Source organism: Lentzea miocenica, from assembly GCF_033949945.1.
Taxonomy (GTDB): Bacteria; Actinomycetota; Actinomycetes; order Mycobacteriales; family Pseudonocardiaceae; genus Lentzea; species Lentzea miocenica.
Genome location: NZ_JAXAVW010000024.1, coordinates 38,605 through 60,621, shown reverse-complemented (window position 1 = coordinate 60,621; position 22,017 = coordinate 38,605). Strand labels below are relative to the sequence as shown.

Below are 22,017 nucleotides of genomic sequence, written 5' to 3'. Positions count from 1 at the left end.
ATGAGCGATGATCCTTCAGTAGTCGCAAGCCGCGCGTCCGGGCCACCTCCGACTGGCTCGATCAACGCGGTGCACGGAATGGTGAGCGGCATTGTTCTGCAAGCGGGTGCGGTGCACGGCGACGTTCACCTCCACGCACCTACGGGCATATCCGCCGCAGTGCCGAGGCAACTGCCGATTGTGACAAGGCACTTCGTGGGACGCCTGCGCGAGCTTAGGGCGCTGACGCAGATTGAGGAAACCTCGGATGAGTCCAACGTTGTGGTCATCTGTGGTACTGCCGGGGTCGGTAAGACCTCGCTTGCCATCCACTGGGCGCATCAGGTCGTCGATAAATTTGCTGATGGCGAGCTTTACGTCGACATGCAGGGTTACAGTGATGCGAATTTATGGCTCCATCCGTCGGATGCTGTCAGGATGTTCCTAGACGCATTCGAAGTCTCCTCGTCTCGAATGCCGATTCATCTCGATGCCCGGCTGGCTCTCTTTCGGACGCTGATCGCTAACCGTCGCCTGCTGCTCGTATTGGATAATGTTAGAGACGCGGGGCAAGTGCGTCTGCTACTTCCAGGGGGTAGCTCATGCCTGACGATCATAACAAGCCGTGATCAACTGTTGGGCCTTGTTGCTGAAGGTGCGCGATCGATCACCCTGGATGTCCTTAGTCTCCAGGAGGGCGCCGAGCTAGTAGTTCGGCGACTGGGCGCAGAGAGATCGTCGGCCGATCCCGACGCTGTCGACGAACTCGTGCGGCAATGTGCCCGCTTACCGTTGGCGTTGGGGGTCGCAGTCGCACGCGCGCACGCGCGACCATCATGGCCGCTGACCTCTCTGGTTCGTGAACTTCGCGACGGACACACGCGGCTGGAAGGCCTTGACATTGGTGATCCACAGATGAATCTTCGGAGTGTGTTTTTGTGGTCTTATCGAGCGCTTGAGCCCGACGTTGCCCGCATGTTTCGGCTGGTTGGCGTGCACCCAGGTCCAGACATCGATGTGGTGGCTGCCGCGAGCCTGGCTGCCGTACCGCTGACGCAAGCTCGTCAACAGCTCATTGCGCTCACCCGGGCTCACCTGCTGGAAGAGCATGTACCTGGGAGGTTCCGGTTTCACGATCTTCTGCGTTCCTACTCCGCCGAACGCCTGGATAAAGAAGAAAGCATCGCCCATCAGCAAGAAGCAGCACACCGCATGCTCGACTATTATCTGCACAGGAGCTTCGAAGCTGAACGTCGGTTGTACCCACACCGGGACCGGATCGCGCTGGCCTCACCGCGGACCGGTGTGGTGGAGCAGCACATCGACGACTACGAGCACGCAATGACATGGTTTATAGCTGAGCGCGGCGTACTTCTTGCCGTAGTCGATTACGCAGCGCGCAACGGCTTCCACGTCCACGCATGGCAGTTGCCGTGGTCGTTGGCGACGTTCATCTACCGCCAAGGTCACTGGATCGACTACATGAATACTCAGCGAACAGCCGCCGCGGCGGCTGACGCCCTCGGCGACCGCCTCGCGCAGGCCATCTCTCACCGCCTACTCGGCCATGCCTTCGCCAGGCTGAACAGGTATGACGAAGCAGTACTCGAACTGGGACGGGCATTGGAATTGGAGCGAGCGCGAGGTGATCAGGACGGCGAAGCTCGCACGCATAGGTTCCTTGCTTGGGTGAACGAGTGGCAGGATCAGTACAGTGCGGCGCTCGATCATGTGCAGCAAGCACTTGACTTGTGGCGAGCGACCGGCCACCAAGCAGGCGAGGCAGAGGCGTTGGAGAGCGTCGGATGGTGCCATGCGCAGCTTGGTGACTACAGCCAAAGCCTTGTCTTCTGCGAGCAGGCGCTCGCGCTCCACAGGGCGCTCGATGACCGTACAGGCGAAGCAATCGCCCTAGACAGTATCGGTTTCTCTCGCTATCACAGGGGCGAGGACGAGCAAGCATTGACAACGCTTCGCCAGGCGCTCGCCATCTGGAGGGAGTTGGGCGACCGCTACCGAGAGGCCTCGACCCTGAAGGTTCTGGGTGACACTCATGACGTGTTCGGGAGGAGAGTGGCAGCCCTGTCTGCTTGGGAAGCAGCTTTCGCGATCCTGGACGAGCTCGATCACCCAGATGCCGATCTTGTCCGCGCACGATGCGACCAACCTCAGCGCGGCGAGCAATAGTTCAGCTGCCTGTGGGAGTTGAGCGAAGGTGCGGAAGAACTACGCCGGCACCAGCCCGGTCACGATTGAGTCCGGGCGCAGGTCCACCGTCAATCCCGTCGTGTCCGCAACACACGGCTGATCGACGCGCTGATGCGCCAGGCCATGTGCGCCCTGCGGAGCTCGCCAGGCACGCGGGCGTACTACGACCGCCAACGGGCCCGCAGTGTGTCGCACAACGCCGCTCTGCGGCACGTCGCCCACCGGCTCGTCGGGATCCTTCACGGCTGCCTCGCCACCCGAACCACCTACGACGAAGCCACCGCCTGGGCCCACCGCACCGAGCGGGTCGCCTAACTTCCAGGGATGTCTCGGGCTCGCAATCGGGGATCCTGCAGGACGTGTCGCGGGCGGTCACGGTGATCATCGCGGCGGTCGTTGGTCTGACGTTTCTCTTTGGGGTCGGCAATGTTCTGAGTCTGGCGATGCAGTTGGGAGTGCCTGTGTGGGTGGCCCCGCTTGTCGCACCAGCTGTTGATTTGTCGATCCTCGGGCTTCTTCTGGCGACGAGGTACCTCGCCCTGCACGGCGCGCGTCCACCGAGGTCTTGAAACCACTGCGACGGTTCACGCTCTTCGTCAGCGCCGTGACGTTGGCGCTCAACGTGGCAGATCCACTGCTGTCGGATGACTATGGCAAGGCTGCGTTCGACGCGGTGGGGCCGGTGCTGCTGATCGGGTGGGCCGAGGTCGGACCCGGCATGCTCCAGTCGATCTCGCAGGCTGGTCGATCACGGCAGGCTCAGCTGCTCGCCGTTAGCCACGAGCATCGTGCCTACGAGATGTCCGAAAGGTCGTGACGGTGGCGAATCTGTACTGTCACCGAGCCTTGCATCCACCTGGTCGGCTACGGCGACTGGACCGGCCCCGTCCCTTTCACGCTCATCGAAGTCGGCCCGACCGCACACACCACCTTTGCGCAGATCGCGGAAGACCTGGCGTGCCCGCTCGGCGGCGATGAGCAACGTCCGGAATCCATAGCCCGGTTTGTCGGAGGTGTGTGTTAGACCTAGGCCGAACGGCCGCACGAGCGCGACCGCAGGGCGACATGGAGTCCGTGCATGAACTTCAACTCCTGGGACCTCAAGCACCAGCCACGCGGCGCGATCGTCGAGGTCAAGCTGAGCGGTAACGCCGCCAACGTCCGCCTCTTCGACAGCTCCAACTTCAGCTCGTTCAAGGCAGGACGGCGCGCGACCGGCTACGGCGGCCAGGCGACCCGCTCGCCGGTGCGCCTACAGGTTCCCCGTTCGGGTCACTGGTACCTCGTGATCGACTACGGCGGCATGAGGGGCAGCGGTCGCGCGTCCGTGCAGGTGCTCCCTGGAGCGCTGCCCGAACTGCGCCAGCGGTCGATGCCCACGCTAGATCGGCTCGCGGAGTCCGTTGCCGCGCTCAACCACGTCGACAACGAGCTCATCTCCAAGCAGTGGGACGTGTTCATCTCCCATGCGTCCGAGGACAAGGACGAGATTGTCCGTCCCCTCGCTCACGCTCTTCAGGGCCAGGGCCAGGGCCAGGGCCTGGGCCTGCGGGTCTGGTATGACGAGTTCGAGCTGAAGCTCGGCGACAGCCTCCGGCGCAAGATCGACCAAGGCATCGCCAACAGCGCGTTCGGTGTGGTCGTGCTCTCCGAGTCGTTCTTCGCCAAGGGATGGGCGCAGTACGAGCTGGACGGTCTGGTCACCCGAACTGTCGACGGCTCGCAGGTCATGCTGCCGCTGTGGCACCAGCTCACTAAGGCGGAGGTCATTTCCTACAGCCCTTCGCTCGCTGACAAGCTGGCCCGTAGCACTACCGACAGCACCCTGGAGGAGATCGCCGCCGAGATCGCGGAGATCGTCATCTCTGCCACCCGAGAGGTCGCTTGAGGACGGCGAATCGGAGTGAGACCCATGTGTCGTTGCCCGGTCGACCAGGCTGGGGAAATCGTCCACGCCGCTCGTAGTAGCGCAGCGCCTGTGGATCACGCCCGCCAGCTTGGCGAGTCTCTCCCCTTCTCATGCCGGGGTACCGGGTCAAGTCGTGCTCACGGCAGGTGGCGGTCCAGCCAGCGCAGCAGCACGCCCAGACGTCCGCGCTCATGCCAGCTCTTCCTGATCGCCCTCTCACGGACGGCGTGAACCCCGGTCCGTAGGCGTCCAATGGGCGACGAGTGCAGTTCGTCGCGGCGCAGCATGGTTGCGGCGCCGCAACCAGTTGGCGCAAGCCAGACACACGCCGACCTCGGGGTGCTGCCCGAGGCGCACCAGTTCGGCTTCGGGGAACTCGCCTCCGCAGCACCAGCATCGCGTCACCGTTGCACTGTCGTGTTCGGGCTGGACCGTCATTCGGTCACCTCCGGGTGCCTGTGACGTGCAGTATCCGCTCTTGCATCCGGTGTCTCGTCGTGTCACGACAGCTGCGCGGAGTCTTGGGCGCCGCAGGCGTGCACGCTGCTCGCCGCGCCTAGCCGACGTGACGCCGACGCGTGCGGTAGATCAGCGGTCCCACATCACCGGCAGAGCGGTGAGTCCGCCTGTCAGCATCTCGCGCCGGACCGACAGGCTCTCCACGGGAATGGCCAGGCGCATGGTGGGGAAGCGTGGAATCAGTTGGGAGAACACGGCTTGTAGTTCCATGCGGGCCAGTGGGGCGCCGATGCAGCAGCGGAGGTCGTGGCCGAAGGTGAGGTGGGCGGCAGCCTTGCGGGTGGCATCGACGCGGTCCGGTTCGGCGAAGACGGCCGGGTCGTGGTTGGCGGCGCCGTTGTCGAGTAGGACGAGGTCGCCGGCGCGGATGGCGGTACCGTCGATCTCCATGTCGGTGCGGGCGTAGCGGGGGATGCCGCCGCCGCCTTTGCCGGGCGCACGGAGGATTTCTTCGACGGCGTTCGGGATGAGGCCGGGGTCATCGCGCAGGGCGTTCCACTGATCTGGGTTGGCCAGCAGGAGCAGTGCGCCCATGCCAATCTGGACCACTGTCGTCTCGTGGCCGGCGAACAGCAGAGCCATGGACAACATGGCGGCCTCGTTGACGGCGACGCGGGCCGCCACGGCATCGCGGACAGCCTGGTCCGGTTGTCGGTAGGCCTCGAAGACCCCGAAGACCTCATCGCCGACCTGGCACAGGCGCTGAACGCCGCGTAGGGCAAGCGCTGGTGCGGCCATCTGATGATGGCCGCACCAGGCACCCAAGTCCGCGCAGATAGAACGATTTCGGTCTCATCCGTTCGGGTTCACCTTTGACCGATACGCAGAAGACTGCACTGTGTCGCGCCGACGTTCTGGACCGAGATGGCTGCTTAGCGGGTGAGCACTTGGCTCGTTCGGAGTTCGTGAGTCCTGCCTGGGTTCGTGCGCTTGCTGGTGGCTGGGGGAGTGACCGCTGAAGGGATGTCGTGCCGCACCGTGGCGCTGGTGTGAGCACTTGACCGTTGGCTGCTGGCGTTCTCCCGATGTCGTCCAGGATCGAGTGGGAGGTGTGTGGCGTGTTGTTCGTCGGTGATGACTGGGCTGAAGGTCATCACGACATCGAGATCATGAACGAGAGCGGACGGGCTCTGGTGAAGGCCCGGCTGCCGGAAGGAGTGGAGGGGATTACTCGGCTGCACGGGCTGATCGCCGAGCGGATCGGGCTGGACGCTGAACCGGAGCAGGTGTTGGTCGGGATCGAGACCGATCGTGGTCCGTGGGTGGCGGCACTGGTGCGGCTGGTTATCGGGTGTTCGTGGTCAACCCGCGGCAGACGTTCCGGTTCCGTGAGCGGTTCTCGCCTTCCGGTGCGAAGAGCGACGCTGCGGACGCGCACGTGCTGGCGGACATGGTGCGCACCGACTCCCACCAGCTGCGCCCAATCGCGGGCGACAGCGATCTGGTCGAAGCGATCAAGTTGCTGGCCCGCGCGCATCAGAGCCTGATCTGGGACAGGCAGCGGCTGGTCGCCCGCCTGCGGGCACAGCTGCGCGACTTCTATCCTGGCGCATTGGCGGCGTTCGGAGAGGAACTCGCCGCCACAGAGGCCGTGGACTTGCTGCAGCAGGCCCCAGATCCGGACACCGCGGCGAAGCTGTCACTCGCGAAGATCACCACCGCCCTGCGTCATGCGGGCAGGCGCAAGATCGACGAGCGAGCTCGGAAGATCCAGGACGGGCTCCGAACAGAGCAGCTAGGCCTACCGGTCGCAGTGCAGCAGGCGTACGCCACGACCACGCGATCGTTCGTCACGATGATCGCCGCGACTGTTGAGCAGATCGCGTACCTCGAGCGGGAGCTGATCGAGTGCTTCCACGAACACCCGGATTCGGCGATCTACCTCTCCCAACCCGGCATCGGCGTGGTCCTGGGCGGCCGGGTGCTGGGTGAGTTCGGGGACGACCCGGACCGCTATGCCGGGCCGAAGGCGCGCAAAAACTACGCCGGCACCAGCCCGGTCACCGTCGCCTCCGGCTGCAGAAGCACTGTCAACGCCCGATACGTGCGCAACACCAGACTCATCGACGCACTGATGCGCCAGGCGATGGCCGCGCTGGCAGGTTCACCTGGAGCACGCGCTTACTACAACCGCCAACGCGCACGAGGACTGCCGCACAACGCCGCGTTACGCCACGTCGGCAACCGCCTCGTTGGGATCGTTCACGGCTGCCTCGTCACCCACACGACCTACGACGAGGCCATAGCCTGGGGTCATCACACCGAGGCAGCAGCGGCCTGATCCCTTAATCCCAGGGATGTCCTCGGGCTCGCAAACCATGATCGACAACGGTGAAACGGAGAATGACGATGAGTCTGGAAACGCAAAAAAGCAGGTAGAGACGAATCTCTACCTGCTTCTCTGGAGTACGCCGCCAGGGACTCGAACCCCGGACCCGCTGATTAAGAGTCAGCTGCTCTAACCAACTGAGCTAGCGGCGCTTGTTTGTGTGCCGGTCACTTGCCGTTCCGACGTGAAGAACGTTAGCACACGCCTCGGAGGCGCTCCCAATCGGCTGGTCAGCCCCGGTTTGGGGGTGCGTCGGCCACGTAACGATCCGGCCACTCGGGCAACTTCGGCCCACCTCCTGTCGTCACCTAATCGGGGGACGCCGAAACGACTTCGTGCAGGCAGTCTCGGGAGCGGCGACAAGCAGATCGGAAGTACGTCCATGGGGATGTGGGGCAGGCGCGGTCGTGGGGTGGTCGCGGCGGGAATCGCTGTGATCCTGATCGCAGGCTGTTCAGGTGGCGGCGAGAACGCCGGCGGGTCGGGGGAGCCGTCGTCGAGTGCTCCTCCGCCGCCGAAGCCTGTCACTTTGACGCTGGCGTTGAACAACGGCGCGGCTGACGTGTCGCCGGGGCTGCCGGTGATCGCCACCGCGGCCGACGGGAAGCTGACCGAGGTCAAGCTGACCAACCCCGAGGGCAAGGTCGTCGAGGGGAAGATGAACCCCGAGTCGACGCAGTGGACGAACACCGAGCCGCTCGGGTACTCGAAGACGTACAAGCTGACCGCCACGGCGACCGGTGAGGACGGCAAGGCGGAGACCAAGGAGTCGAGCTTCACCACGGTGAAGCCGCGGACGCTGACCTACGTGTCGACGAACCCGCAGGACGGCACCACGATCGGTGTGGGTCAGCCGCTCGCCTTCTACTTCGACGAGCCGGTGGCCGACAAGGTCGCGGCCGAGAAGATGCTCGAGATCACCACCGAGCCCAAGGTCGAGGGCGCCTTCTACTGGTTCAACAAGAAGGAGGTGCACTGGCGGCCGGAGGCGTTCTGGAAGCCGGGCACCAAGATCACGATGAACATCAAGGTCTACGGCAAGCACATCGGTGACGGCATCTACGGCCAGGAAGACCGCACGATCACGACCACGGTCGGCGACTCGGTGATCTACGAGGCGGACGGACAGACGCACCAGGTCAACGTCAAGGTCAACGGCCAGGTCGTGCGGACCATGCCGACCTCGATGGGCAAGCCGGCCGACGCCACCCCCATCGGCACGTACGTGCTGATGGAGAAGTACAACCACATGATCATGGACTCGACCACCTACGGCCTGGCGCTGGAGAACGGCGGCTACAAGACGCCGGTCGACTGGGCCTACCGGATGTCGAACAGCGGCATCTTCTTCCACAGCGCGCCGTGGTCCATCGGTGACCAGGGCAACCGCAACGTGAGCCACGGCTGCCTCAACCTCTCGCCGGAGAACGCCAAGTGGGTCATCGACAACAGCAAGCAGGGTGACGTGGTCGTCGTCACCAACTCCGGTGGCCCGGCGCTGGAGCCGTGGGACGGCTTCGGCGACTGGCAGGTGCCGTGGACGCAGTGGGTGCAGGGCAACCGCTAGTTCCCGCCTGCTCAGGGTGCTAGCGCACTGAAAACGTTTGTGGAAGGCTGACGCCGCCACCGCCGCCCGATCATTCTGGGAGGCACCGTGGCTTCACCGCTGCGAAGACTGCTCGTGGTCGCGACCTCGATCGCGCTCACGGCGGTGGCGGCACCACCAGCCCATGCGGACGACGCGCTGCTCTCGTTCGCCAGACCGGCAACGGCGTCGAGCGAGAGCAACGCCCGGCACGTCGCCACCAAGGCGACGGACGTCGATCGCCGGACCAGCTGGCGCAGCGAGAACGGCGACCGGCAGTGGATCTCGATCGACCTCGGCTCGATGTCCACGATCAACCGCGTCGTGCTGCGCTGGGGCACCCTCTGCGCGAGGAAGTACTCCGTCCAGACGTCGCCGGAAGGCGTGTACTGGCGTGACGTCCACAGCACCGACAAGGGCGCCGGCGGCGACGACAACATCGAGCTCACCGGCTTCGGCCGTTGGGTCCGGGTGTTGCTGACCAAGCCCTGCTTCCGGAACTACGAGCTCAGGGAGTTCGAGGTCCACGGCACGCCCGGCGTCGTCGACACCGCACCGCCCAGCGCGCCGGGAACGTTGAGCGTCAAGGCCTTCACGGCCACCTCGGTCAACCTGCAGTGGGGCCCGGCGAGCGACAACGTGGCCGTCACGAGCTACGAGATCTACCAGTCCGGCCAGTACGTGAAGACGGTCGAGGGGCTCTCCAACAACGTCACGCGCCTCACCCCGAACACCACGTATTCCTTCTACGTCAACGCGAAGGACGCCGCGGGCAACATCTCGCAGGCGAGCAACTCGATCACGGTCACCACCCCGGCCGCCGTCGCCGACACCGAGCCGCCGACCGCGCCCGTCAACGCGATCGTGCAGAAACTGACCGCCAACAGCGTCTCGCTCGCCTGGGGAGCGGCGAGCGACAACGTTGGTGTCGCGAGCTATGCGGTCTTCTCGAACGGCGCCCAGGTCGGCACCACCACCGGCCTGCAGACCACGATCGCGGGCCTCAAACAGCAGACGGACTACGAGTTCACCGTCAAGGCAGTCGACACTTCCGGCAGGAGCGGTCCGTTCACCGCCCCGGTCAAAGCCGGCACCCGCAAGGGACATGACGCCGTCGGCGAGGTCACCAAGATCGCCGGCGACACCGATGTGCCGTGGGGCCTGGAGTTCCTCAGGGACGGCACGGCGTTCTACGCCCAGCGCGACACCGGCGACATCATCAGCATCGCTCCCGGCGGCACCAGGTCCGTCGCCGGCCGCGTCCCGAACGTCGTCAGCACCGACGGCGAGGGTGGCCTCCTCGGCGTCGAGCAGAAGGACGGCTGGCTCTACGCCTACCACACCAGCCCGAACGACAACCGGCTCGTCAGGTTCAGGCTGGTCAACGGAAAACTCGACGCGAGCACTCACGAGGTCCTGCTCACCGGTGCGCCCCGCAACAAGTTCCACAACGGCGGCAGGCTCAGGTTCGGCCCGGACGGCAAGCTCTACGTCGCCACCGGTGACGGCCAGGTCGCGTCCACCGCCCAGGACCTGAACTCGTTGGGCGGCAAGGTGTTGCGCGTCAACCCGGACGGCAGCGTGCCGCGCGACAACCCGTTCCCCGGCAAGTACGTCTACAGCTACGGCCACCGCAACGTGCAGGGCCTGGCGTTCGACTCGCGCGGCCGCCTCTGGGAGGCCGAGCTCGGCAACTCGGTCATGGACGAGGTCAACCTGATCAGGCCCGGCGGCAACTACGGCTGGCCCGCCTGCGAGGGCACGTCCGGCGAGTGCGGCGAACCGACCTTCCTCGCTCCCAAGCACACCTGGGCGGTCAGCCAGGCGTCCCCGAGCGGACTGGCCGTTGTGGACGACGTGCTGTACCTGGCGGCGTTGCGCGGACAGCGGCTCTACCGGATCCCGATCGGCGGTGAGCCACAGGTCTTCTTCGAAGGCGCCTACGGTCGCTTGAGGACGGTCGAGAGGACCCCGCAAGGCGACCTCTGGCTCACGACGTCCAACGGGGACAAGGACTCCATCCCGAACAACAGCACGACCCAGATCTACGAGCTCGACCTCAGGTAGCTCAGGAGATCGTCACCTGGCCGCCGGCAACGGCCAGGTGACGGTTCACCTGCACGGCTTCCAGCATCCGCCGGTCGTGCGTCACCAGCAGCAACGTGCCGGGGTAGTTCTCCAGCGCCGACTCCAGCTGCTCGATCGCGGCCAGGTCGAGGTGGTTCGTCGGCTCGTCCAGCACCAGCAGGTTCACCCCGCGCCCCTGCAGCAACGCCAACGCCGCCCGCGTGCGCTCACCGGGCGACAACGAGGCCGCCGGACGCATCACGTGCGTGGCCTTCAGCCCGAACTTGGCCAGCAACGTCCGCACGTCGGCCGGGTTCATCTCCGGCACGGCCTCCTCGAACGCCTCCACCAGCGGCAGCTCGCCCAGGAACAGCCCACGGGCCTGATCGACCTCGCCGACCACGACACCGGAGCCCAAGGTCGCGTAACCGGACGTCAGCTCTGCCCTTCCGAGCAGTGCGGCGAGCAGCGTCGACTTGCCCGCGCCGTTCGCACCGGTGATAGCCACCCGGTCCGCCCAGTCGATCTGCAGGTCGACGGGACCCAGCCGGAAGCCACCGCGTTCGACCACGGCCGCCCGCAACGACGCCACGACGGCACCGGAACGCGGCGCCGCGGCGATCTCCATCCGCAGCTCCCACTCCTTGCGGGGCTCCTCGACGACGTCCAGCCGTTCGATCATGCGGTCGGTCTGACGGGCCTTGGAGGCCTGCTTCTCGGTGGCGTCGGCACGGAACTTGCGGGCGTTCTTGTCGTTGTCGCCCGCCTTGCGCCGGGCGTTCTTCACGCCCTTCTCCATCCACGACCGCTGCATGCGCGCACGGGCCTCCAGCGAGGCCTTGGTGTCCGCGAACTCTTCGTAGTCGTCACGGGCGTGCTTGCGGGCACGCGCGCGCTCTTCGAGGTACGACTCGTAGCCGCCGCCGTACAGCCGCACGGAGTTCTGGTGCAGGTCGAGCTCCAGCACGCTGGTCACCGTGCGGGCCAGGAACTCGCGGTCGTGCGACACCACCACCGTGCCCGCGCGCAGGCCCGTGACGAACTTCTCCAGCCGCTCCAGGCCGTCGAGGTCCAGGTCGTTGGTCGGCTCGTCCAGCAGGAAGATGTCGTAGCGGCTGAGCAGCAACGACGCCATGCCAGCCCGCGCGGCCTGACCACCGGACAGCGAGGTCGTCAACGCGTCCAGGCCCACGGTCAGCCCGATGTCGGCGATGACCTCCAGCGAGCGTTCCTCCAGGTCCGCGCCACCCAGCGCGAGCCACTGGTCCAGCGCGTCGGAGTAGCCCTCGTCGTTGCCGGCGGTCAGCGCCTCGGTGGCCACGTCCAGCGCGGCCTGAGCTGCGGCGACACCGGTGCGGCGGGCGAGGAACTCCCGGACGGTCTCACCTTCGAGACGCTCCGGCTCCTGCGCGAGGTGGCCCACGTTCGCGCCCGGCGGGCTCAACGTCACGCGGCCTTCTTCGGCGGGGATCAGACCGGCCAGCGTTTTGAGCAACGTCGACTTGCCGGCGCCGTTCACGCCCACGAGCCCGATGACGTCACCCGGCGCGACCACGAGATCGAGTCGTGAGAACAGGACGCGATCACCGTGACCCGCGGCGAGATCCTTGGCGACGAGCGTGGTCACAGGGCGCTCCGACGGTTGGGGGTCCGGGGGCCTGCCCCCGGCTGGGGTCTGGGGGCTTGGCCCCCAGAAAACACAACGAAGCCGGATTATGTTCGCGCTTTCTGCGAACATAATCCGGCTTATCCGGGTGAGTGACGGGACTTGAACCCGCGACACCTGGGATCACAACCCAGTGCTCTGCCAGCTGAGCTACACCCACCATCACCGGTCGTTGACCGGCAGAGGAAGCATAGCAATGGCATCCACCGATATTGAAATCAGGGGGTCATTCGGCGTTCTTGAGCAGCTCAGCGGCCACGGCCTGGGCCTGTTCGGTCGACGGACCCGGCTGCGGGACGAACGCCGTGCGCCGGTAGTACGCGAGCTCCCGGATCGACTCGATGATGTCCGCGAGGGCTCGGTGCGCGAGACCCTTGCCGGGCTGCGCGTAGTAGATGCGCGGGTACCAGCGCCGGCACAGCTCCTTGATCGACGACACGTCGACCATGCGGTAGTGCAGGTGCGCGTCCAGCGCGGGCATGTCGCGGGCGATGAAGCCGCGGTCCGTGGCGATGGAGTTGCCGGCCAGGGGAGCGGTCCGCGGATCCGGGACCCACTCCTTGATGTAGGCCAGCACGGCGGCCTCCGCCTCTTCCAGCGACACCGCCGAGGCGCGCACCTCTTCGGTCAGACCCGACTTGGCGTGCATCTCCATGACGACTTCCGGCATCGAGGCGAGCACTTCGTCATCCGCGTGGATCACAATGTCCACGCCGTCGCCGAGCACGTTGAGCTCGGCGTCCGTGACCAGTGCCGCGATCTCGATCAGAGCGTCCTTGCCCAAGTCGAGTCCGGTCATCTCGCAGTCGATCCACACCAGACGATCCATCACGCCGGAAACATTACTGCGCGAGGGCTCAACTTCGAGTGGCGGCGTGCAGCAACCTGGTTACGCTCCCCGTGCATGACGGCTCAGTCTGAGATCGCTGCTGGATACGAGTCCGAGAGCGCGGCCATCGAACTGGGCGCCGTGCTGGTCGACGGTCAGGTGGAATCGACCGCGCACGTCCGCATCCCGCTGGCCATGGTCAACCGCCACGGCCTGGTCGCCGGAGCGACGGGCACCGGCAAGACGAAGACGCTGCAGTTGCTCGCGGAACAGCTGTCGGACAACGGCGTGCCGGTGCTGATGGCGGACGTGAAGGGCGACTTGTCCGGACTGTCCCAGCAGGGCGCCACGAGCGATCGGACCGCCACCCGCGCCAAGGACACCGGCGACGACTGGCAGCCGCGGGCGTACCCGACCCAGTTCCTGTCGATCGGCACCGGCGGCCTCGGCGTGCCGCTGCGGGCGACCGTCACGAGCTTCGGCCCGATCCTGCTGTCGAAGGTGCTGGGCCTGAACGACACCCAGGAGTCCACGCTCGGCCTGATCTTCCACTGGGCGGACAGCCGCGGTCTCCCGTTGCTCGACACCAAGGACCTGCGCAGCGTCATCCAGCACCTCACCAGCGACGAGGGCAAGGAAGACCTCAAGGGCATCGGCGGGGTGTCCAGCTCGACCGCGGGCGTGATCCTGCGGGCCCTGGTGAACCTGGAGGCGCAGGGCGGCGACAGGTTCTTCGGCGAACCGGAGCTCGACCCGGTCGACCTGATGCGGCAACGCGACGGCAAGGGTGTCGTCAGCCTGTTGGAACTGGCCGAGCTGCAGGGCAACCCGGCGCTGTTCTCCACGTTCCTGATGTGGTTGCTGGCCGAACTCTTCGAGACGCTGCCGGAAGAAGGCGACGTCGAGAAGCCCAAGCTCGTCTTCTTCTTCGACGAGGCGCACTTGCTGTTCTCGAACGCGTCGAAGGCGTTCCTCGACCAGATCACCCAGACCGTGAAACTCATCCGGTCCAAGGGAATCGGTGTCTTCTTCTGCACGCAGCTGCCGACCGACATCCCGAACGACGTGCTGTCGCAGCTCGGCGCGCGCGTCCAGCACGCACTGCGCGCGTTCACGCCGGATGATCAGAAAGCGTTGGCGCGCACGGTGAAGACGTACCCGACCACGCCGCACTACGACCTGGAGAAGGCTCTCACGTCGCTCGGCATCGGCGAGGCGATCATCACCGTGCTGAGCGAGAAGGGCGCGCCGACCCCGGTCGCGTGGACGAGGCTGCGAGCGCCGCGTTCGCTGATGGACACCATCGGCAACGACGCGATCAGGCAGGCGGCCCAGGGCTCAGATCTGCACGGCAAGTACTCCGAGACCGTCGACCGCGAGTCGGCCTACGAGCAGCTGATGCAGAAAGTGGCGCCGCCGCAACAGGAACAAGCCCCGGAAGCCCCTCCCCAGCGACAGGAGAAGGAGGAACCGGGGCTCGTCGAGAAGGTGCTCGGCAACAGCGCCGTGAAGTCGTTCCTGCGGTCAGCCGGCAGCGCCCTGGCGCGCGAGATCACGCGGGGTCTCTTCGGGACTTCGCGCAAGCGACGCTGACAACACGGCCGCGCCGAGGCAGAGGGCGCCCGCGACGTACCAGGCCAGGTCGTAGCTGCCCAGGTGGTCGCGGGTGAGCCCGGCCGCGGAGGCCGCGAGCGCCGCACCGAGCTGGTGCGAGGCGAACACCCAGCCGAACACGACCGGCCCGGACATGCCGAAGTACTGGCGGCACAACGCCACCGTCGGCGGCACGGTCGCGACCCAGTCCAGGCCGTAGAAGATGATGAACACCAGCATCGACGGGTGCGCGCTGGCCCCGAACAACTGCGGCAGGATCATCAACGACAGGCCGCGCAGCAGGTAGTAGCCCGCCAGCAGCATCCGCGAGTCGACCTTGTCGGTCAGCCAGCCGGACACGATCGTGCCCACGATGTCGAACACGCCGACCAGCGCCAGCAACCCGGCCGCGGTCGTCGTCGGCATGCCGTGGTCGTGCGCGGCGGGGATGAAGTGCGTGCCCACCAGACCGTTCGTGGACGCACCGCAGATCGCGAACCCGCCGGCCAGCAGCCAGAACGGCCGTGTCCTGGCCGCTGATCCCAACGCCGTCAGCGCGCGGCGAGCCGCACCACCGGACGGCGGCGGGGGAGTGTCCTCGGTCGCGCCGAGCGGCAGCAGCCCCACATCACGCGGGTACTCGCGCAGGAACAACGCCGCCAACGGCACCACGGCCAGCGCGGCGACGCAGATCACCAGCGACGCGTACCGCCAGCCGTAGGACTCGGACAGCCAGGCCACCGTCGGCAGGAACACCAGCTGGCCGGCCGCGCCACCCGCCGTCAGCACGCCCGTGACCAGGCCGCGGTGCTTCACGAACCAGCGTCCGGTGATCGTCGCTACGAACGCCAGCGCCATCGAGCCGGTGCCGAGACCGACCACGACGCCCCACAGCAGAACCAGCTGCCACGACGCGGTCATGAACACCGTCAGCCCGCTGCCGATCGCGACCAACGTCAACGCGCAGGTCACCACGACCCGCACGCCGAACCTGTCCATCAGCGCGGCCGCGAACGGCGCGGTCAACCCGAACAGCAACAGGTTGATCGAGATGGCGAGCGAGATCGTGCCGGTCGTCCAGCCGAACTCCGCCCGCAACGGCTCGATCAACGCACCAGGTGCCGCGCGGAACGACGCGGCACCCACCAAGGCGATGAAGGACACACCTGCGACAACCCAGGCCCAATGCAGTCTCACGGCGACAAGGTTCCGTGACGCCGTCCCCGCCGACCAGTGGCCCGATGGCCAACATGTGAAAGAATCAGGCCATGCATCGGATCGCCGTTCTGGCGCTGGAGCGGTCCGTCGCCTTCGACATCGGCAGCTCCACGCACATGTTCGCCCGGCTCGCGGACCGGTACGAGGTCGTCGTCTGCTCGCCGGACCGCCGCCCGATCCCCACCACCGGCGGCTTCACCATCGCGCCCGACCACGGCTTGGAAGCGCTCCAAGACGCGGACACGGTGCTCGTGCCGGGCACCCACTACCCGCCGGCGCGGGAAGGCAGGCTCGAACCCGCCGTGCTGGAGGCGCTCACGACGACGAACGCGCCGCGGATCATGTCGATCTGCACCGGAGCGTTCGTGCTCGCCGCCGCCGGGCTGCTCGACGGCAGGCCCGCGACCACGCACTGGGGCACCACCGACCAGTTCCGCGCGCTGTACCCGAAGGTGCGCCTCAACCCGGACGTGCTGTTCATCGACGACGGCGATGTGCTGACGTCCGCGGGCGTCGCCGCGGGCATCGACCTGTGCCTGCACGTCATCAGGTCCGACCACGGCAGCGAGGTGGCGAACTGGGTGGCCCGCTACTGCGTCGTCCCCGCGTGGCGGCAGGGCGGCCAGTCCCAGTTCGTCGACCGCCCGGTGCCCAGCTACCCGGACACCTCCACGGCGCTCGCCCGCGAATGGGCCTTGGAGCGCCTCCAAGAACCACTGGACCTGGCCGCGATGGCCGCCCAGGTGCGGATGAGCGTGCGCACGTTCACCCGCCGGTTCCGCGCCGAGACCGGCATGTCACCGGGCCAGTGGCTGACGCAGCAACGCGTCGACCGCGCCCGGCACCTGCTGGAGTCCACCGACCTGCCGATCGACCAGGTGGCCCGGCACGCGGGATTCGGGACGGGCGCGGCGCTGCGGCAGCAGCTGGCGGCGTCGATCGGGGTGTCGCCGAGCGCCTACCGGCAGACGTTCCGCTCGGCCTGAAGCCCGGCGAGCACCCCGGAACCCGTCATTCGCCTTCGCGGACCAGGAACGGGCGCAGCAGGTCCGGCACGGCCTCGTCGGCCAGCGCCAGGCCGTCGGACTCGCCGACGTCCGTCACGTGGTAGACGCCCGCACCTGCCGCGGTGGTCGCGCCGATCGTCATCAACCCGCTGCGGCGCTGGAAGAACGACCGCTGGATGCGCCAGCCGATGATGCCGGTGCGCTGCAACGCGACCGTGCTGCGCACCAGGGAGTTGTTGCGCGTCACCAGATAGCGGTCGTCCAGGGCGTTGCCGAGCGAGCGGTAGTTGTCCCAGCCGACGAGTGCGGCGAACGGGAGGATCGCCACCGGGATCGGCCAGGCCCACGACGGCGCCCAGATCGCGAGTCCGACCGCGATCACGATCCAGGGCACCACGTGCCGGATCATGCTGCGGCGCAACGCGGCGAACGGGTGCTTGCGGAGCTTGCGCAGGGTCGGGTCGTCGTGGACCTTCAGCACGTTCTGCGAGACCTGGTGCGCCACGGACAACGGTGCCGGCGGCAGCAGCAGGTTGCTCTCGCCCTTCGAGCCCAGGCCCGTGGTCACGGCGGCGAGCTTCGCGCCCTTGCCCGCGCGGACCAGCAGTGGTTCCTGGATGTCGACGCCGCGCAGTCGTTGCTCCTCCACCGAGACCGAGCGGGTGGTGAGCAGACCTCGTTGCACGCGAAGAGTTCCGTCGGGCTCGCGGGTCAGCCGGTAGTTCCAGAACTGAAGAATGTAGAGCGGGATCGACAGCACGAGCCCGACCACGATCAGCGCGATCACGAACACGCCGAGCAGCGTGAAGCTCGGGTGCTCGAACAGCCACTCCCACAGGTCCTGGACCGGGTGCAGGCCGAGGTCGTCGGCGTAGTTCGACAGCACACCGAACACGGCACCGATCGCGACCAGGCCCGACAGCGAGAGCGGCGCGAACTTCAGCCACTTCAGGTCCAGCTGCGAGATGACCTCGGACTCCGCGATCACCGGTTCCGCGTGCGGCTCGGCGGACTCGCCGGAAGCAGCGGTCCTGGGCGCGACTGTCTTCTGCAGCAACAACAACCGCAGCCGCTCGGCCTCCTGCTGCGTCACCGCGTCGAGCGTGAGGCCGTCGGTGCCGGGGACGTCCTGCTGCCCGGTGCCGATCCGCACGGCCGACAACCCGAAGATGCGGTGGCCCGGCTTCGAGGTGAGGTCGACCGTCCTGATGCGATCGCGCGGCACCGCGAGTTGCTTGCGGGTCAGCAAACCCGTGTGCAGCTCGACCTGGTCGTCGGTGATGCGGTACTTCGTGGTGCGCCAGATGAGATAGCTGAACGCGAGGATCGCCGCGACCGTGGCGCCACTGGCGATGAGCCGCCACTTCTCGCCGTTGCCGGTGAACAGCAGCACGAGGATCGGCACCAGCATCGCGATGCTCTCGTTGAGCGGCCGCACGACCAGCATCCGCACGTGCAGGCGGTGCCATTCCTGCAGCGGCTCGACGAACTCCGGTGCGGCGGGAAGCCCGGCCGGCACCTCCGAAGGAGTGCTCACGTGGCATCACCGGGCGTGGCCTGCGTGGTGTTCGTCAGCTCGACCACGAGTTGCTGCGCGACCTCGTGGTCGAGTCCCTCGATCTCGACCGGACCGGCGGCCGACGCGGTAGTCACCGTGACCGTCGAGAGGCCGAGCATCTGCTGGAACGGCCCGCGCTTGGTGTCGATCGTCTGGATCCGCGACACGGGGGCGACCCGCCACTCCTGGTTCAGCCAGCCGGAGAGGGTGTACACGGCGTCCGGCGTCGTCTCCCAGCGGTGGACGCGGTACCGCCAGCTCGGCTCGACCGCGGTGTGCACGATGCCGACGACCAGCGTGGCGACCAGCAGCGCCAGCTCCCACGTGGGCGGGGAGCTCACCAGCAGGAACACGATGAGCTGGGGCACGAACAGCACCAGCCAGAACAGGGCGGCCTGCATCGTCCACAGCAGGACCGACTTCGGACTCACCTGGTGACGAGGCGTGCGCAGTTGCAGAGTCACCCCACAAGGGTGCCTCACTCACAACTGGCGATGTGGCCAGGTGCGCCAATTGACGTTCGCGTGTTGAGGTGGTCTTGCTTGCGAGGGAGGCAAGACCACCTCAACCGGCCGAAGTGATCAGCGGCTGCTGCAGGGAGTGGCGTACGGCGGAGTGAACGGCATGCCGCCACCACCGTTGCGCTCAGTGGCGGACGCCGGGCCCGCCGCGATCGCCACAGCGCCCAAACTGAGGATCACAGCTGTGAGGGTTCGAGCGATAGTGTTCCAGTTCATTGAGGGGCTCCTTCGATAGGTGGCGGCCGTGGATGAGGGCAGGAAGTCGTTGACGAGGTTCGGTGCGCGGTTGCGGGCGGTCCGGCTGCAACGCGGTTTGTCGCAAAAGGACCTCGCGTGCCCCGGTGTCTCCATGAGCTACGTGTCGAGGCTGGAGTCCGGCGAACGGGTGCCGTCGCCCGCGGTGGTGCGCAGGCTCGCCGAGGTGCTCGGCGTCGACCCGTCCGAACTGATGGTCGACGAGGACCGCACCGCGATGCAGGACGAGGCGCTGGCGTGGTGTGAGGCGCTGCTCGCCTACCACGACGGTGACCTGGTGATGGCCGTCGACCTGCTGGAAACGCTGGGAAAGCGGTCGGACGAGGAGATGTTCGGCTGGTGCGTGCGCTGGACGCGCCTGGTGATGCTCGCGAGGCAGCGCGACCACGAGGGTCTGCTGCTGGCGGCGGCGAAGCTGCGCAAGTCGTGGTCTCCCGGTCCGGCGGTGGACGCGCTGGTGGAGATCCTGCGCGCATCCTCGTTGCGGCGCCTCGGCCGGACGGCCGAATCCGTGAAGGCCGCGAGCGAGGCCGTGGAGCTGGCGAGCGGCGACGGCGAACGGGTGCGTCGGGTCAACACCCGCGCGCTCATCTCGTTGTGCGCGGAGCTGACCGCGGCGGGACGTCTGGCCGACGCCGAACAGGTGGTGGACCAGCTTTCCGCGCGGCTGCCCGAACTCGGGCGCGACCGGCTCGCCATCTCCACGTGGTGGGCGCGGGCCAAGGTCGCCGATCGACTGGGCGATCGAACCGAAGCCGCGCACTGCATCCGGGAAGCCGTCGAGATGCTCGACGACTACGACGGCGATCCCGAGTACCGCTGCCGCGTCCGCCTGGCCGGTGCGTCCATCGCGTTGCGCACTCCCGGCGCGAACCTCGACGACGTCGTTTCGTTGCTGGACAAGGTGGAGACGACCGTCGCGGCGATGCGCCGGCAGGACGGCCTGCTCGCGCACGCTCGCGCGCTGCGGGCGGAACTCGCGTTGCGGGACGGCGAAGTCGACCGGGCGCGGGAGCTCGCGGAAAGCGCTATCGCGACCGGGCAGCTGGACGCCGAGCAGCAACTGAGGTGCCACCTGCTGCTCGTGCGGGCGGCCGACGAGGTCGACCCGGACAGCAGCGGTGGCGCGCGCACGGCACTGGCCGCGCTGCTGGAGCACATCAACCCCGAGGGCGTTGATCCGCTCCTGTGGCGCGACGTGGCTCGCATCGCGCTGCGCAAGCACTGACGGCGGGCGACGTTGCCCCGTCATGACTGCACCTCGCTCATTAACTGGACACCTTGTTAACGGAGCATGACACAGACCAGTTACCCGCCACATCACCCAATTCCACTCCGCGGACATGGGTAAAACACCCAGAAACCGGCAGTACCTCGTCAACGGCAAGCGACCGAACGGGCGATTGAACGACGGTCTGGTCGGACCAGTTGTCAATCAGTTGACAATGGATGACTCGCCATTGGTCAAGCTCATCCACCAGACGATGGCTCCGGCACGCCCGTTGACGTCAAGCGTGCTGTAGATCCGCTGGAGGTGGTTCTGCACCGTCTTGGGGGACAGCCCGAGCGACTCGGCGATCATCGCCGTGCTCGCTCCGGCGGCCACGAGCCGCAGCACCTCGATGCCGCGTTTGGTGAGCCCTGCTCGCAACGCGCGGGCGATGCGGGTGTTCGTGTGTTCCGCGGTAGCGGTCTCGTGCAACTCACCGCTGTGCGGGACACGCACCACGGCGTCCTCGCGCTTGGGCTCGAAACGCCTGTGCGCCAACTGTTCCACGAGTCGTGACGACAGGTCGTGCTCGCGCATGCGCAGAAGATCGCGCCCCTCTTGCAGTTCCCACAAGCGGTACTGCTCCAACTGGAGCCGCGCGTGCCTCAACGCCCGTTCGAAGTCGCCGGATCGTTCGTACGCCTCACTCAGCTGTTGGTGAGCGTGCACGGCCACTTCCCGCGCCAGGCAGCTCATGGCGAGTTCAGCGGCCTGGGTCAGCTGGGAGATCTGGTCGGAGTACCGCTTGCGCGCCCCGCTCATCCTGGCCCGCGCCATCAGCGCCTCCGCCCGCGCCACCGGGCGGTTCCTTCCGGCAAGCAACTGGTCAGCGCGCTGCCAGCTGCGGTGTGCGCGGTCAAGTTCACCCAGATCGATGCGCACGTGTGTCAGCAGCACGTTGACCATCGCCATCCGCACCGGATCGCCGACCTGCTTCCACCTGTCGCGCACCTGTGCGCACAAGGCTTCCGCGCGCCGAAGCTTGCGCACGCACGGTTCGCCGTCGAGGCTGCAGCGGCTCTCCTCAGTGCGGATCATGCAGTGCTCGTGGTACTGCATGCGCATCACGCGTGCCTGTTCGAACAACACCGAGCCGATCAACTCGTTGTCCCCGGTGAGCTCCGCGAGGCCGAGCGCGCGGGCGAACGAGTTGAAGCTGCGTTCCCGCGAGTCGAGCCGCAGTTCCACCACAGCACGGGAAAAGCTGCACCGCGCCTGCAGTCCGATGTGGCGGTTCGCCGCCGCGATCTCCTGCACCCTGTCGATGGTGTCGAGCGCGCTGGGCCACAGACCGCGCTTGCCGAGCGCCACGGACTGCGTCAGCACGCCCTCCGCCACGCCCTCGACGTCGTCCAGCCAGGCGAACGCGGCCACGGACTTCTCGGCGAACTCCAGAGCTTCGCCTGGTCTGCCTTCGTCCAGTGCGATGCGTGCCTCGCGCAGATTGTGCACGGCGTTGGACCGAGGATCCGTGGTCCGGCCGGGAACCGTCATGTGCTCAAGC

The 22,017-nt window shown here is 66.9% G+C and carries 15 protein-coding genes, 2 tRNA genes and 2 pseudogenes; 10 read left to right on the top strand and 9 right to left on the bottom strand.

All coding sequences use genetic code 11. The annotated features are described in order from the left end of the window. From SK803_RS27770 to SK803_RS27755, 4 genes and pseudogenes are all read left to right on the top strand, one after another. Nucleotides 1-2,166, top strand: a complete 2,166-nt coding sequence (locus SK803_RS27770) for an ATP-binding protein (protein ID WP_319969054.1) — start codon at nucleotides 1-3, stop codon at nucleotides 2,164-2,166. A 22-nt stretch (nucleotides 2,167-2,188) separates the two neighbouring features. Beyond that, a pseudogene (locus SK803_RS27765) lies at nucleotides 2,189-2,502 on the top strand (transposase); the annotation flags it as partial. A 289-nt stretch (nucleotides 2,503-2,791) separates the two neighbouring features. After that, the gene (locus SK803_RS27760) at nucleotides 2,792-3,004 is read left to right on the top strand and encodes a hypothetical protein (protein ID WP_319969053.1); all 213 of its coding nucleotides are present in this window, start codon (nucleotides 2,792-2,794) and stop codon (nucleotides 3,002-3,004) included. 261 nt (nucleotides 3,005-3,265) lie between these two features. Continuing rightward, entirely contained in the window at nucleotides 3,266-4,075 is an 810-nt protein-coding gene (locus tag SK803_RS27755) for a DUF1883 domain-containing protein (protein ID WP_319969052.1), read from the top strand. Between the two features lie 609 nt (nucleotides 4,076-4,684). Here SK803_RS27755 and SK803_RS27750 read toward each other — a convergent pair. Further along, entirely contained in the window at nucleotides 4,685-5,353 is a 669-nt protein-coding gene (locus SK803_RS27750) for a cytochrome P450 (RefSeq protein WP_455032249.1), read from the bottom strand. A 320-nt stretch (nucleotides 5,354-5,673) separates the two neighbouring features. Here SK803_RS27750 and SK803_RS27740 point away from each other — a divergent pair. Next, nucleotides 5,674-6,896, top strand: a pseudogene (locus tag SK803_RS27740) (IS110 family transposase). 126 nt (nucleotides 6,897-7,022) lie between these two features. Here the strand turns inward: SK803_RS27740 and SK803_RS27735 are convergent. Next, a tRNA-Lys gene (locus SK803_RS27735) sits at nucleotides 7,023-7,096 on the bottom strand. A gap of 281 nt (nucleotides 7,097-7,377) precedes the next feature. Here SK803_RS27735 and SK803_RS27730 point away from each other — a divergent pair. Together SK803_RS27730 and SK803_RS27725 are read left to right on the top strand one after the other, a co-directional pair. Beyond that, the gene (locus SK803_RS27730; protein ID WP_319969050.1) at nucleotides 7,378-8,511 is read left to right on the top strand and encodes a L,D-transpeptidase; all 1,134 of its coding nucleotides are present in this window, start codon (nucleotides 7,378-7,380) and stop codon (nucleotides 8,509-8,511) included. 87 nt (nucleotides 8,512-8,598) lie between these two features. Then, on the top strand, nucleotides 8,599-10,596 hold the full coding sequence (locus SK803_RS27725; protein ID WP_319969049.1) for a PQQ-dependent sugar dehydrogenase: 1,998 nt from the start codon (nucleotides 8,599-8,601) through the stop codon (nucleotides 10,594-10,596). Nucleotide 10,597: 1 nt separating this feature from the next. Here the strand turns inward: SK803_RS27725 and SK803_RS27720 are convergent, their stop codons facing one another. The 3 genes from SK803_RS27720 to orn all read right to left on the bottom strand — a co-directional run bounded on the left by SK803_RS27720 (nucleotide 10,598) and on the right by orn (nucleotide 13,094). Continuing rightward, a complete protein-coding gene (locus tag SK803_RS27720; protein ID WP_319969048.1) occupies nucleotides 10,598-12,223 on the bottom strand; it encodes an ABC-F family ATP-binding cassette domain-containing protein in 1,626 nt (541 codons plus the stop codon). Between the two features lie 126 nt (nucleotides 12,224-12,349). Continuing rightward, nucleotides 12,350-12,422, bottom strand: a tRNA-His gene (locus SK803_RS27715). Nucleotides 12,423-12,488: 66 nt separating this feature from the next. After that, on the bottom strand, nucleotides 12,489-13,094 hold the full coding sequence (orn, locus tag SK803_RS27710) for an oligoribonuclease (RefSeq protein WP_319969047.1): 606 nt from the start codon (nucleotides 13,092-13,094) through the stop codon (nucleotides 12,489-12,491). A 72-nt stretch (nucleotides 13,095-13,166) separates the two neighbouring features. On the opposite strand from orn, the gene SK803_RS27705 reads away from it, so the two are divergent. Next, on the top strand, nucleotides 13,167-14,684 hold the full coding sequence (locus SK803_RS27705) for a helicase HerA-like domain-containing protein (RefSeq protein ID WP_319969046.1): 1,518 nt from the start codon (nucleotides 13,167-13,169) through the stop codon (nucleotides 14,682-14,684). Here the strand turns inward: SK803_RS27705 and SK803_RS27700 are convergent. Next, a complete protein-coding gene (locus SK803_RS27700) occupies nucleotides 14,616-15,875 on the bottom strand; it encodes an MFS transporter (RefSeq protein ID WP_319969150.1) in 1,260 nt (419 codons plus the stop codon). The genes SK803_RS27705 and SK803_RS27700 overlap by 69 nt on opposite strands. A 77-nt stretch (nucleotides 15,876-15,952) precedes the next feature. On the opposite strand from SK803_RS27700, the gene SK803_RS27695 reads away from it, so the two are divergent. Further along, nucleotides 15,953-16,888 (top strand): GlxA family transcriptional regulator, encoded by a 936-nt coding sequence (locus tag SK803_RS27695; RefSeq protein ID WP_319969045.1) that lies wholly within the window; start codon nucleotides 15,953-15,955, stop codon nucleotides 16,886-16,888. 25 nt (nucleotides 16,889-16,913) lie between these two features. Here the strand turns inward: SK803_RS27695 and SK803_RS27690 are convergent, their stop codons facing one another. Then, nucleotides 16,914-18,446, bottom strand: a complete 1,533-nt coding sequence (locus tag SK803_RS27690; RefSeq protein WP_319969044.1) for a PH domain-containing protein — start codon at nucleotides 18,444-18,446, stop codon at nucleotides 16,914-16,916. Then, complete coding sequence (locus SK803_RS27685) at nucleotides 18,443-18,925, bottom strand: PH domain-containing protein (RefSeq protein WP_406601591.1); 483 nt, start codon at nucleotides 18,923-18,925, stop codon at nucleotides 18,443-18,445. The genes SK803_RS27690 and SK803_RS27685 overlap by 4 nt, the downstream gene beginning before the upstream one ends. 307 nt (nucleotides 18,926-19,232) lie before the next feature. Here SK803_RS27685 and SK803_RS27680 point away from each other — a divergent pair, with 307 nt between their 5' ends. Continuing rightward, nucleotides 19,233-20,471, top strand: coding sequence for a helix-turn-helix domain-containing protein (locus SK803_RS27680; RefSeq protein ID WP_319969043.1), 1,239 nt, complete (start codon nucleotides 19,233-19,235; stop codon nucleotides 20,469-20,471). A 207-nt stretch (nucleotides 20,472-20,678) separates the two neighbouring features. Here the strand turns inward: SK803_RS27680 and SK803_RS27675 are convergent, their stop codons facing one another. Next, entirely contained in the window at nucleotides 20,679-22,007 is a 1,329-nt protein-coding gene (locus SK803_RS27675; RefSeq protein ID WP_319969042.1) for a LuxR C-terminal-related transcriptional regulator, read from the bottom strand. Nucleotides 22,008-22,017: the final 10 nt, after the last annotated feature.

What these genes read in the sequence shown, in the direction of transcription:
- SK803_RS27675 (WP_319969042.1), bottom strand. Translation starts at nt 22,007, where the DNA reads ATGACGGTTCCCGGCCGGACCACGGATCCTCGGTCCAACGCCGTGCAC.
- SK803_RS27770 (WP_319969054.1), top strand. Translation starts at nt 1, where the DNA reads ATGAGCGATGATCCTTCAGTAGTCGCAAGCCGCGCGTCCGGGCCACCT.
- SK803_RS27750 (WP_455032249.1), bottom strand. Translation starts at nt 5,353, where the DNA reads ATGGCCGCACCAGCGCTTGCCCTACGCGGCGTTCAGCGCCTGTGCCAG.
- SK803_RS27755 (WP_319969052.1), top strand. Translation starts at nt 3,266, where the DNA reads ATGAACTTCAACTCCTGGGACCTCAAGCACCAGCCACGCGGCGCGATC.
- SK803_RS27695 (WP_319969045.1), top strand. Translation starts at nt 15,953, where the DNA reads ATGCATCGGATCGCCGTTCTGGCGCTGGAGCGGTCCGTCGCCTTCGAC.
- SK803_RS27705 (WP_319969046.1), top strand. Translation starts at nt 13,167, where the DNA reads ATGACGGCTCAGTCTGAGATCGCTGCTGGATACGAGTCCGAGAGCGCG.